This window comes from Ramlibacter sp., from assembly GCF_041916345.1.
In the GTDB taxonomy this organism is placed as follows: Bacteria; Pseudomonadota; Gammaproteobacteria; order Burkholderiales; family Burkholderiaceae_C; genus Ramlibacter.
The window spans coordinates 37,038-48,069 of record NZ_JAYRZR010000024.1 but is presented as its reverse complement, the minus strand read 5'-3'; the positions used below and the strand labels follow the sequence as shown (position 1 = coordinate 48,069).

Sequence of the window (11,032 nt, the reverse complement as noted above, 5' to 3'; positions counted from 1 at the left end):
GAGGCGAACTGGAAGATGCGGTTGTCGCGGCCGATGGTGGTGTGGCCCTCGATCACCACGTGGCCGGCCACGGTGGTGCCGGCGCCGATCTTCACGTGCGGGCCGATCAGCGTGTAGGGGCCGACCTGGACGGTGTCGTCGAGCTCCGCGCCGGCGTCGACGATGGCGGTGGGGTGGATGCTGGCCACGGCGGGGCGGCCCTCAGGCCACGGTGCGCATGGTGCACATGATCTCGGCCTCGCAGGCGACCTCGTCGCCCACGCGCGCCACGCCCTTGAACTTGTAGATGCCGGCCTTCGCGCGCATCAGCTCCACGTCCATGATGAGCTGGTCGCCCGGCTCCACCGGCCGCTTGAAGCGCGCGGCGTCGATCCCCGCGAAGTAGTAGACCGACTTGTCGTCCGGCGTGGTGCCGGTGATGGCGAAGGACAGCAGCGCCGCCGTCTGGGCCATGGCCTCGATCATCAGCACGCCCGGCATCACCGGCCGGTGCGGGAAGTGCCCGGTGAAGTACGGCTCGTTCATCGTGACGTTCTTCAGCGCGCGGATGCGCTGGCCGTCCTCGATGGCCAGCACCCGGTCCACCAGGAGGATCGGGTACCGGTGCGGCAGTTGCTTGAGAATTTGGTGGATATCCATCATCGTTTCTCGAGGGCCTTGATCCGCTCGCGCAGCTGGTGCAGCTGGCGCAGCGTGGCGGCATTCTTTTCCCAGCTCGCATTGTCGTCTATGGGGAAGATGCCGGTATAGAGCCCAGGCTTGAGGATGGAGCGCGCCACGAAGGAGCCGGCCGAGATGTTGACGCCGTCGGCGAGCGTGAGGTGGCCCAGGATCATCGCCGCGCCGCCGATGGTGCAGTGCGCGCCGATGGTGGCGCTGCCCGCGATGCCCACGCAGCCGGCGATGGCGGTGTGGCGGCCGATGCGGCAGTTGTGGCCGATCTGGATCAGGTTGTCGAGCTTCACGCCCTCCTCGATGACCGTGTCGGCGAGCGCGCCGCGGTCGATGCAGGTATTGGCGCCGATCTCCACGTCGTCGCCGATGCGCACGGCGCCGAGCTGCTCGATCTTCTCCCAGGTGCCGGCATGCGGCGCGAAGCCGAAGCCGTCCGCGCCGATCACCACGCCGGGGTGCACGATGCAGCGCTGGCCGAGCACGCAGTCCTCGCCCACGTGCACCCGCGCCTTGAGCACGGTGCCGGCGCCGATGCGCGCGCCACGCTCCACCACGCACAGCGGCCCCACGCGAACGCCCTCGCCCAGTGTCGCCTCGGGGTCGATCACGGCGCTGGGGTGCACGGGCGGGCCCGACGGCCGCGCATGAACGCGCCGCCACAACCGCGTGAGCCGGGCGAAATAGAGATAGGGATCGTCGGCGACGATGCAGGCGCCACGCGCCAGGGCGGCCTCTCGCATGGCCTCACCCACGATCACGCAGCCGGCGCGTGAGCCCTCCAGCTGCTGGCGGTAGCGCGGGTTGCTCAGGAAGCTGATGTGGGCCGGCCCGGCGGATTCGAGCGGGGCCAGACCCTCGATGAGCAGGGCCGGATCACCCTGGCAGTCGCCCCCCAGCTCGGCGACGATGGCGGCTAGCGGCAGGGCCACGGCCTGTGCGCCCGGCGCGTCAGCGCGCCGCGTTGAGCGCCCTGATCACCTTGTCGGTGATGTCGTGCTTGGGGTTGATGTACACGGCTTCCTGCAGGATCAGGTCGTACTTCTCCTGCTCGGCGACCTGGCGCACGACGCGGTTCGCGCGTTCCAGCACCTGCTGCAGTTCCTCGTTCTTGCGGGCGTTGAGATCCTCCTGGAACTCGCGGCGCTTGCGCTGGAACTCGCGGTCCTGGTCCACCAACTGCTTCTGGCGCTGGCCACGCTGGCTTTCGCTCAGGGTGGGCGCATCGCGCTCGAACTTGTCGGAGGCGGCCTTCAGGGCGGTGCCCATGTCGCCCAGCTCCTTCTCGCGGCGCGAGAACTCCTGCTCCAGCTTGGCCTGCGCCGCCTTGGCGGGATTGGCCTCGCGGATGATGCGGTCGGTGTTGACGAACCCCACGCGGAATTCCTCGGCCATCGCCGGCGAGGCCAGGCACAACGCGGCCGCAAGCCCCAGGGCGAATCGACGGGACAGGAGCATCATCAGAAGGACGTACCGATCTGGAATTGCAATTTCTGGATTCTATCGCCAGGCTGCTTGCGCACCGGGTTGGCGGCGGCAATGCGCAGCGGACCGATGGGCGACAGCCAGGACAGGCCCACGCCGACCGAGGCCCGCAGGTCGGTCATGCGCATCTTCTCGTGCTCGCCGAACACGTTGCCCGCGTCGACGAAGGCGAACATGCGCAGCGTGCGGTCGTTGCCGGCGCCCGGGAACGGCGCGATGAACTCGCCGTTCAAGGTGATCTTCTTCGGCCCACCGATGGTGGAGCCGGTCACGTCGCGCGGGCCCAGCGTGCCCTGGTCGAAGCCGCGCACCGAGCCGAGGCCGCCGGAGTAGAAGTTCTTGAAGACCGGGAAGTCGCGTCCGTTCAGGCCCTTGCCCCAGCCCAGCTCGGCGTTGAACGCGAAGGTGTACTGGCGCGTCACCGGCAGGTACTGCTGGTACTGGGCGTTGAAGCGCAGGTAGCGGGCGTCGCCGGCGATGCCCCACTCGCCCATGGCGCGCTGGTAGCGCCCCTTGGTGGGCACCAGGGTGCTGTCGCGGTCGTCGCGGGCCCAGCCGATGGCCAGCGGCACGGAGACGCTGGTGTAGCCGAAGCGTTCCGCGTAGGCCAGGTAGGCCGCGGGGATGTTGGTGCCGGGGCGGATCTGGGTGCGCTCCAGGCTGCCGCCGAAGTACACCGTGTCGACCTCGCTGAAGGGGACGCCGAAGCGGATGCCCACGCCGGAGGTGACCAGCTGGTAGTTGCCGCCCTGGTCGTCGTAGGGCCGCGAGGTGCGGTGGTAGACGTCGAACGCGCGCGAGATGCCGTCGGCGGTGAAATATGGGTTGACGGAATTGAACACCAGCGTGCGGTTGTACTTGCTGGTGTTGACCTCCACGCCCAGGTAGTTGCCGGAGCCGAAGGCGTTGTCCTGCTTGATGGAGAACGACAGCGCCAGCCGCTCGGCGCTGGAGAAGCCGGCACCCAGCTGCAGGCTGCCGGTGGGCCGCTCGGTCACGGTGACGATCAGGTCCACCTGGTCGGGCGCGCCCGGCACGTCGACCGTCTCGACGTTGACATCCTTGAAGTAGCCCAGGCGGTCCACGCGGTCGCGCGAGAGCTTGATCTTCTCGCCGTCGTACCAGCTGGCCTCGAACTGGCGGAACTCGCGGCGGATGACTTCGTCGCGGGTGCGGTTGTTGCCGGCGATGTTGATGCGGCGGACGTAGGCGCGACGCGAGGGGTCCGCCGCCAGCACGAAGGCCACGCGATTGCTGGCACGGTCGATCTCGGGGCGGGCCTCGACCTGGGCGAACGCGTAGCCGAAGTTGCCGAAGTAGTCGGTGAAGGCCTTGGTGGTCTCCGTCACGTGGTCGGCGTTGTAGGGCTCGCCGGGGCGGATGCGCACCAGGGTCTTGAACTCCTCTTCCTTGCCCAGGAAGTCACCCTCCAGCCGCACGCCCGTGACGACGTAGCGCTCGCCCTCGGTCACGTTGATGGCGATCGAGATCTCCTGCTTGTCGGGCGACATCGCGACCTGGGTGGAGTCGATGCGGAACTCCAGGAAGCCGCGCTGCAGGTAGTAGGAGCGCAGCGCCTCCAGGTCGGCGTTGAGCTTGGTGCGCGAGTAGCGGTCGGACTTGGTGTACCAGGACAGCCAGCCGCCGGTGTCGAGCTCGAACAGGCCGCGCAGCGTGGACTCGTCGAAGGCCTTGTTGCCCACGAACCGGATCTCGCGGATGCGCGTGGGCTCGCCCTCGGTCACCGTGAAGGTGAGGTTGACCCGGTTGCGCTCGGTCGGGGTGACGGTGGTCACCACCTCGGCGCCGTACAGGCTGCGATTGATGTACTGGCGCTTGAGCTCCTGCTCGGCGCGGTCGGTCAGGGCCTGGTCGTAGGGCCGGCCTTCGGTCAGGCCGATCTCGCGCAGGGCCTTGACGAGCGTGTCCTTCTCGAACTCGCGCGTGCCCACGAACTCGACGGCGGCGACGGTGGGTCGTTCTTCGACCACCACCACCAGCACGTCGCCCTGGGTCTCCAGCCGCACGTCCTTGAACAGGCCGAGGGCGAAGAGCGCACGGATGGCGGCCGAGCCCTTGTCGTCGTTGTACTGGTCGCCGACGCGGAAGGGCAGCGAGGCGAACACCGTGCCCGGCTCCACGCGCTGCAGGCCCTCGACCCGGATGTCACGCACGGTGAACGGCTCCACGGCCCAGGAACCGGCCGCCAGGGCCATGGCCGCCACGGCCGAGACGGCACGCACGCGGAAGCGCTTGAATTGTTGTTTCATTGATGTCGCGATGATGGCGCCGGCCCGACGGCCGGGGGGCGCGGCAGCGGCAATCTGGTTGTCATCCGAAGAGCCGGGTGACGTCGTTGAACAGCGCGATCGACATCATCACCAGCAGCACGGCCACGCCGGAGCGCTGCAGCCTCTCCATCCAGGCGTCGGAGATGCTCCGGCCCGTGACGGCCTCCCAAAGATAATACATCAGGTGCCCCCCATCCAGGACGGGCAGCGGCAGCAGGTTCAGCACGCCGAGGCTCACGCTGATGAGGGCGAGGAACAGCAGGTACTGCGTGAGCCCCATGCTGGCCGACTTGCCGGCGTAGTCGGCGATGGTGAGCGGCCCGCTCAGGTTGCGCACCGAGGCCTCGCCGATCAGCATGCGGCCCATCATGCGCAGCGTGAGGGCCGACACCTCCCAGGTGCGCACCACGCCACGCCAGAGGCCGTCCAGCGGGCCCTGGCGCACCGTCACCATCGCCGGCGGCACACCCACGTAGGCGCCCACGCGGCCGAAGGCGGGCTGCTTGCCTTCCGTCACGACATCCGGACGGACCTCGATGCGCAGTACGCGGCCTGCGCGCTCGACCTCCCAGGTGCTGGTGACGGGCTGGCCGTCCCGCACCTGGCGGCGGATCCAGTCGCGCAGCTGCTGGCCGTCGACGATGGCCTGGTCGCCGGCGCGCCGCACCACGTCGCCCTGGCGCAGGCCGGCCCGGTCAGCAGCGCCGCCGGCCATCACGTCGCCGATGACGGCGGATGTCCACGGACCCATCAGGCCGACCTGGCGCAAGAGGCGGGCATCGGCCTCGTGGGCGTCCAGGCGCGACAGGGGCAGCAGCATGTCGCGCGGGCCGCCGGGGCTGCGCGCATCGAGTTCCAGCCGCAGGTCCTTGCCGTCGAGCGCGCCGCGGGTGAGCAGCCAGCGCAGGTCCTCGAAGGTCTCCACCGGCTGCGGCGCGTCACCGTCGAACGCGGCGCGGGTGACGATCTCGCCGCCGCGCAGGCCGGCCTGCTCGGCCACCGAGCCGGGCACCGGGCTGCCCAGCACCGGCAGCGGGGATTGCACCCCGATCCAGCTGACGACGGCATACAGCAGCACCGCCAGTACCAGGTTGGCCAGCGGCCCCGCGGCGACGATGGCGGCTCGGGCCTTCAGCGGCTGGGTGTTGAAGGCGCGATGGCGCTCCTCGGAGGCCACCGGGGCTTCGCGCTCGTCGAGCATCTTCACGTAGCCGCCCAGCGGGAAGGCGGCGATCACGAACTCGGTGTCCTGGCCCGGGTGCTGGCGGCGCGGCTTCCAGGCGTACAGCGTCTTGCCGAAGCCGATGGAGAAGCGCAGCACCTTCACGCCGCAGGCGACGGCCACGCGGTAGTGGCCGTACTCGTGCACGGCGATCAGCAGGCCCAGGGCAACGATGAAGGCGACGACGGTCAGCATGGGGGCTCCTTGTTCAGGCGCCCAGGCGGCCGATCGCGGCCGTGGCCGCGGCCCGCGAGCGCGCGTCGAGATCCAGCAGGTCCTGCAGGGATCGCGGATTGGAGGTGGCGACGGCCTCCAAAGTTGCAAGGTTCACCGCGTGGATCTGGTCGAAGCGGATGCGGCGGTCCAGGAAGGCCTCGACCCCGACTTCATTGGCGGCGTTCAGCACGGCCGGCGTGCCGGGCGGGCCGGCCAGTGCATCCCAGGCCAGCTGCAGGCCGGGGAAGCGCTGCCGGTGGCCGTGGCCGTCGAAGGACTCGAAGGTCATCGCGCCCAGGTTGGTGAAGTCCAGCGTGGCGGCGCCGGAGGCCACCCGCTCGGGCCAGGCCAGGCCGTAGGCGATCGGCACGCGCATGTCGGGCGTGCCGAGCTGCGCGACCACCGAGGCGTCGACGTACTGCACCATGGAGTGGATCACGCTCTGCGGGTGGATCACCACCTCCAGCCGGTCCGGCGGCAGGCCGAACAGGTAGCGCGCCTCGATCACCTCCAGCGCCTTGTTCATCATCGTGGCCGAATCGACCGAGATCTTGCGGCCCATCACCCAGTTCGGGTGGGCGCAGGCCTGCTCGGGTGTCACATGGCGCAGGCTCGCCGGCTCGCGCGACCGGAACGGCCCGCCGGAGGCGGTGAGGATGATCTTGTGCACCCGCCGCGACCAGCTTTCCGGGTCCTCCGGCAGCGACTGGAAGATGGCCGAGTGCTCGCTGTCGATGGGCAGCAGGGTCGCGCCGCCCTGGCGCACCGCGTCGAGGAACAGCTCGCCGCCGACCACCAGCGCCTCCTTGTTGGCCAGCAGCAGCTTCTTGCCCGCGCGGGCCGCGGCCAGGCACGACGACAGCCCGGCGGCGCCGACGATGGCGGCCATCACCGCATCCACCGAGGGGTGCGCGGCGATCGTGTCCAGGGCCTGCGGGCCGGCCAGCACCTCGGTGGCGATGCCTTCGGCGGCCAGCCGGTCGCCCAGCGCGCGCGCGGCCTCCGGCTGCGCCATCACGGCGTAGCGGGGACGGAAGCGCGCACACTGCTCGACCATGGGCTCCACCTGGCGCGCGGCGCTGAGCGCGAACACCTCGAAGCGGTCCGGGTGGCGGGCCACCACGTCGAGCGTGCTCACGCCAATGGAACCGGTGGCGCCGAGGATGGCGATGCGTTGCAGGGTCATGGGGCGACGAGTCGGGCCAGCATCATGGCCAAAGGCAGCGTGGGGAGCAAGGCATCCACGCGGTCGAGCACGCCGCCGTGGCCCGGCAGCAGCCCGCTGGAGTCCTTGACGCCGGCGCTGCGCTTGATGAGGGATTCCACGAGGTCGCCGACGACGCTCATGGCAGCCAAAAAGATCGCGGCCAGCACCAGAATGGGCAGGCCCGCGGCCGCGAGGCGGCTGTACAGGCTGGGCACCTGCGCCTGCCAGGCCTGGTCGGCCCAGGCCCAGGCGAAGGCCAGCACCAGCACGCCGGCCATCCCGCCCCAAACCCCCTCCCAGCTCTTGCCGGGACTGATGGCCGGCGCCAGGCGCCGCCGCGTGAAGCGCAGGCCGAAGGCGCGGCCGGCGAAGTAGGCTGCGATGTCGGCCATCCAGACCAGCACCAGCACCGACAGCAGGAAGTTGATGCCGATGACGCGGGCCTGGGCCATGGCCAGCCAGGCCAGCACCAGGGCCGCAATGCCACCGACGAGGCGCACGCCGCGCGGGATGCGTGGCCAGCCCTCCACCCCGGCGGCGATCAGGCCGCCGCCGGCCAGCACCCAGGCAGCGCCGACGGCCACCCAGAGCAGCAGCGAAGGCCCATCGGTCGCGCCCGATGCCCAAGCGGCCGCGCAGAGCACCGCGGTCACGGCCCCCAGGGCCAGGCTGGCCGTGCCGCCAAGGCCCACCAGGCGACCCCACTCCCAGCCACCGGCGGCGATCAGCACCAGCGTGAGGGCCAGGAAGGGTTGCGGCGAGGACCAGAAGAGCGCGGGCAGCAGGATCGCCAGCAGGACGATGGCGGTGATGACGCGCTGCTTGAGCATGGCGTTCGCGGCTCAGGCCGCGCGTCGCTCGCCCACGGCGGGCGTCACCTGCTCCGAGGTGCGGCCGAAGCGCCGCTCGCGGCGGGCAAAGTCGGCGATGGCCTCGTCCAGGGCCGCGGCGTCGAAGTCGGGCCACAGCCGGTCGCTGAAGTACAGCTCGCTGTAGGCGGCCTGCCAGAGCAGGAAGTTGCTGATGCGCATCTCGCCGCCGGTGCGGATCAGCAGATCGGGATCGGGCACGTCGGCGAGGGACATGGCGCGGTCCAGGCTGTGCTCGGTGATGGGCTCGCCGCGGGCCGCCAGGCGCGCGGCGGCCTGCGCGATGTCCCACCGGCCACCATAGTTGAAGCAGACGTTGAACAGCAGCCGCTGGTTGCCCGCCGTCAAGGCCTCGGCCTGTTCGAGGCCGGCGCGCACCTTGTCGGACAGCGCGGAGCGGTTGCCGATGAAGCGGATCCGCACCCCCTCGGTCTGCAGCTGCGGGACTTCGCGCGCCAGGGCGAGGGCCAGCAGTTCCATCAGGCCGGAGACCTCCTCGGGCGGGCGGTTCCAGTTCTCGGAGGAGAAGGCGAACACCGTGAGCACGCGCACGCCGACGTCACCACAGCGCCGCACGCAGGCCCGCAGGGCATCGACGCCCTTCTTGTGGCCGGCCACGCGCGGCAGGAAGCGGCGCGTGGCCCAGCGGCCGTTGCCGTCCATGACGATGGCGATGTGGTGCGGGATCACGGCTGCGGGCGGCTCAGACCGCCATGATCTCTTTTTCCTTGTCGGCCACCAGGTGGTCGATCTCCGCGATGTGCTTGTCCGTGACCTTCTGCACCTCGGCCTCGGCGCGCTTCTGGTCGTCCTCGGAGGCGACCTTGTCCTTCACCAGCTTCTTCACGTGCTCGTTGGCATCGCGGCGCAGGTTGCGGATGGCGATCTTGGCGTTCTCGCCCTCGTGCCGCACGAGCTTGGTCATCTCCTTGCGGCGCTCCTCGCTCATGGGCGGCATGGGCACGCGCAGCAGGTCGCCCATGGCGGCCGGGTTCAGGCCCAGGTCGCTCTCGCGGATGGCCTTCTCGATCTTGGCGCCCATGCCCTTCTCGAAGGGTTGGACGCTGATGGTGCGCGCGTCCAGCAGGTTCACGCTGGCCACCTGGCTGATGGGCATCATCGTGCCGTAGTACTCGACGTGCACCGTGTCCAGCAGGGCCGGGTTGGCGCGGCCGGTACGGATCTTGGTCAGGGTGTTCCTGAACGCGGCGATGGTCTGGTCCATCTTGTGCTGCGTGGTCTGCTTGATCTCGGCAATCGTGCTCATGGTGTGCTCCTGATGCGCCCCCGGGCCGCGCTCACGCGTAGACCAGGGTGCCTTCGTCCTCGCCCAGCACCACGCGCTTGAGCGCGCCGTGCTTGAAGATCGAGAAGACGGTGATGGGAAGCTTCTGGTCGCGGCAGAGGGCGAACGCGGTGGCGTCCATGATGCCCAGGTTGCGCGCCATGGCCTCGTCGAAGCTGATGCGGGCGTAGCGCTCGGCGGAGGGGTCCTTCTGCGGATCGGCCGAGTACACGCCGTCGACCTTGGTCGCCTTCAGCACCATCTGGGCGCCGATCTCGGCGCCGCGCAGCGCCGCGGCGGTGTCGGTGGTGAAGAAGGGGTTGCCGGTGCCGGCGGCGAACACCACCACCTTGCCCTCTTCCAGGTACTGCAGCGCCTTGGGCCGGATGTACGGCTCCACGACCTGCTCGATGTTGATGGCCGACATGACGCGGGCCGTGAGGCCCTGCTTGTTCATGGCGTCGGCCAGCGCCAGCGCGTTCATGACGGTGGCGAGCATGCCCATGTAGTCGGCGGTGGCGCGGTCCATGCCGACCGAGCCGCCCGCGACGCCGCGGAAGATGTTGCCGCCGCCGATGACGACCGCGACCTCCACGCCCATGTTCACCACTTCGGCGACTTCCTGGACCATCCGCACGATGGTGGCGCGGTTGATGCCGAAGGCGTCATCGCCCATCAGGGCCTCGCCCGACAGCTTGAGCAGGATGCGCTTGTGGGCGGGCTGGGCGGACATGACGGCGGGACTCCCTGGCGATCTTGGACGGTGAAACGTGGGGCGGCCGCGGCATGGGCGGCGGCCGCCATTTTGTCATCGAAGCGCCGCGCGGTCATGCCACGCGGCGCGCCGCATCACTTCTTGGCGGCGGCCACCTGCGCGGCGACCTCGGCAGCGAAGTCGTCCTGCTTCTTCTCGATGCCCTCGCCCACCACATACAGCGTGAAGCCCTTCACGGTGGTGTTGGCGGCCTTGAGCATCTGCTCCACCGTCTGCTTGTCGTTCTTCACGAACGGCTGGTTCAGCAGCGAGACCTCCTTCAGGTACTTCTGCACCGAGCCTTCGATCATCTTGGCGGCGATGTCGGCCGGCTTGCCGGACTCGGCCGCCTTGGCGGTGGCGACGCTGCGCTCCTTCTCGATCAGTTCGGCCGGCACGTCGGCGGACGACAGCGCCACCGGCTTCATGGCGGCCACGTGCATGGCGACGTCCTTGGCGGCGACGTCGTCACCCTCGTACTCCACCACCACGCCGATGCGGGTGCCGTGCAGGTAGCTCACCAGCTTGGCGCCGCCTTCGAAGCGCTTGAAGCGGCGGAAGCTCATGTTCTCGCCGATCTTGCCGATCAGGCCCTTGCGCACGTCTTCCAGCGTGGGGCCGAAGCCGTCCTGGCTGTGGGCCAGCGCGCCCAGGGCCGCGATGTCGGCCGGGTTGTGCTGGGCCACCAGTTCCGCGGCGGCGCGGGTCATGGCGATGAAGCTGTCGTTCTTGGTGACGAAGTCGGTCTCGCAGTTGATCTCGACCAGGGCGCCGGTGGTGCCGCTGATGGAGGCGGCGACGACGCCCTCGGCCGTGATGCGCGAGGCGGCCTTGCCCGCCTTGTTGCCCAGCTTGACGCGCAGCAGCTCCTCGGCCTTCTCCATGTTGCCTTCGGCCTCCGTCAGGGCCTTCTTGCACTCCATCATGGGGGCGTCGGTCTTGGCGCGCAGTTCGGCGACCATGCTTGCGGTGATTGCTGCCATGTTGATCCTCGTGTCGTGTGTGTTCTTCAATGGGGTTCGGGTGTGCAA

Annotated in this window: 11 protein-coding genes and 1 pseudogene; all 12 read right to left on the bottom strand. The window is 69.6% G+C overall.

The features are described from left to right. Positions 1–188, bottom strand: a pseudogene (locus ACE3T5_RS08920) (acyl-[acyl-carrier-protein]--UDP-N-acetylglucosamine O-acyltransferase); the annotation flags it as partial. Between the two features lie 13 nt (positions 189–201). After that, positions 202–642, bottom strand: a complete 441-nt coding sequence (gene fabZ, locus ACE3T5_RS08915) for a 3-hydroxyacyl-ACP dehydratase FabZ (RefSeq protein WP_374666647.1) — start codon at positions 640–642, stop codon at positions 202–204. Next, a complete protein-coding gene (gene lpxD, locus ACE3T5_RS08910) occupies positions 639–1,604 on the bottom strand; it encodes a UDP-3-O-(3-hydroxymyristoyl)glucosamine N-acyltransferase (RefSeq protein ID WP_374666645.1) in 966 nt (321 codons plus the stop codon). The genes fabZ and lpxD overlap by 4 nt, the downstream gene beginning before the upstream one ends. Positions 1,605–1,623: 19 nt before the next feature. Then, a complete protein-coding gene (locus tag ACE3T5_RS08905; RefSeq protein ID WP_374666643.1) occupies positions 1,624–2,133 on the bottom strand; it encodes an OmpH family outer membrane protein in 510 nt (169 codons plus the stop codon). Then, positions 2,133–4,427 (bottom strand): outer membrane protein assembly factor BamA, encoded by a 2,295-nt coding sequence (gene bamA, locus ACE3T5_RS08900; RefSeq protein WP_374666641.1) that lies wholly within the window; start codon positions 4,425–4,427, stop codon positions 2,133–2,135. The genes ACE3T5_RS08905 and bamA overlap by 1 nt, the downstream gene beginning before the upstream one ends. 61 nt (positions 4,428–4,488) lie before the next feature. Further along, complete coding sequence (gene rseP, locus ACE3T5_RS08895) at positions 4,489–5,865, bottom strand: RIP metalloprotease RseP (protein ID WP_374666639.1); 1,377 nt, start codon at positions 5,863–5,865, stop codon at positions 4,489–4,491. Positions 5,866–5,878: 13 nt separating this feature from the next. Then, positions 5,879–7,072 carry a 1-deoxy-D-xylulose-5-phosphate reductoisomerase gene (ispC, locus tag ACE3T5_RS08890; RefSeq protein WP_374666637.1) on the bottom strand — a complete coding sequence of 398 codons (1,194 nt, stop codon included), beginning with the start codon at positions 7,070–7,072 and terminating at the stop codon, positions 5,879–5,881. Then, on the bottom strand, positions 7,069–7,923 hold the full coding sequence (locus tag ACE3T5_RS08885) for a phosphatidate cytidylyltransferase (protein WP_374666635.1): 855 nt from the start codon (positions 7,921–7,923) through the stop codon (positions 7,069–7,071). Before ACE3T5_RS08885 ends, ispC begins: the two co-directional genes overlap by 4 nt. Positions 7,924–7,935: 12 nt before the next feature. Continuing rightward, positions 7,936–8,652 carry a polyprenyl diphosphate synthase gene (uppS, locus tag ACE3T5_RS08880; protein ID WP_374666633.1) on the bottom strand — a complete coding sequence of 239 codons (717 nt, stop codon included), beginning with the start codon at positions 8,650–8,652 and terminating at the stop codon, positions 7,936–7,938. Between the two features lie 13 nt (positions 8,653–8,665). Further along, entirely contained in the window at positions 8,666–9,229 is a 564-nt protein-coding gene (gene frr, locus ACE3T5_RS08875) for a ribosome recycling factor (RefSeq protein WP_374666631.1), read from the bottom strand. Positions 9,230–9,260: 31 nt separating this feature from the next. Next, positions 9,261–9,980 (bottom strand): UMP kinase, encoded by a 720-nt coding sequence (pyrH, locus tag ACE3T5_RS08870; RefSeq protein ID WP_374666630.1) that lies wholly within the window; start codon positions 9,978–9,980, stop codon positions 9,261–9,263. Between the two features lie 116 nt (positions 9,981–10,096). Further along, positions 10,097–10,984, bottom strand: coding sequence for a translation elongation factor Ts (gene tsf / locus ACE3T5_RS08865; protein WP_374666628.1), 888 nt, complete (start codon positions 10,982–10,984; stop codon positions 10,097–10,099). Positions 10,985–11,032 lie beyond the last annotated feature (48 nt).

Bases quoted from the DNA above. Each gene is read 5' to 3' on its own strand.
- fabZ (WP_374666647.1), bottom strand. From the start codon at position 642: ATGATGGATATCCACCAAATTCTCAAGCAACTGCCGCACCGGTACCCG.
- ACE3T5_RS08905 (WP_374666643.1), bottom strand. From the start codon at position 2,133: ATGATGCTCCTGTCCCGTCGATTCGCCCTGGGGCTTGCGGCCGCGTTG.
- bamA (WP_374666641.1), bottom strand. From the start codon at position 4,427: ATGAAACAACAATTCAAGCGCTTCCGCGTGCGTGCCGTCTCGGCCGTG.
- rseP (WP_374666639.1), bottom strand. From the start codon at position 5,865: ATGCTGACCGTCGTCGCCTTCATCGTTGCCCTGGGCCTGCTGATCGCC.
- ispC (WP_374666637.1), bottom strand. From the start codon at position 7,072: ATGACCCTGCAACGCATCGCCATCCTCGGCGCCACCGGTTCCATTGGC.
- ACE3T5_RS08885 (WP_374666635.1), bottom strand. From the start codon at position 7,923: ATGCTCAAGCAGCGCGTCATCACCGCCATCGTCCTGCTGGCGATCCTG.
- frr (WP_374666631.1), bottom strand. From the start codon at position 9,229: ATGAGCACGATTGCCGAGATCAAGCAGACCACGCAGCACAAGATGGAC.
- pyrH (WP_374666630.1), bottom strand. From the start codon at position 9,980: ATGTCCGCCCAGCCCGCCCACAAGCGCATCCTGCTCAAGCTGTCGGGC.
- tsf (WP_374666628.1), bottom strand. From the start codon at position 10,984: ATGGCAGCAATCACCGCAAGCATGGTCGCCGAACTGCGCGCCAAGACC.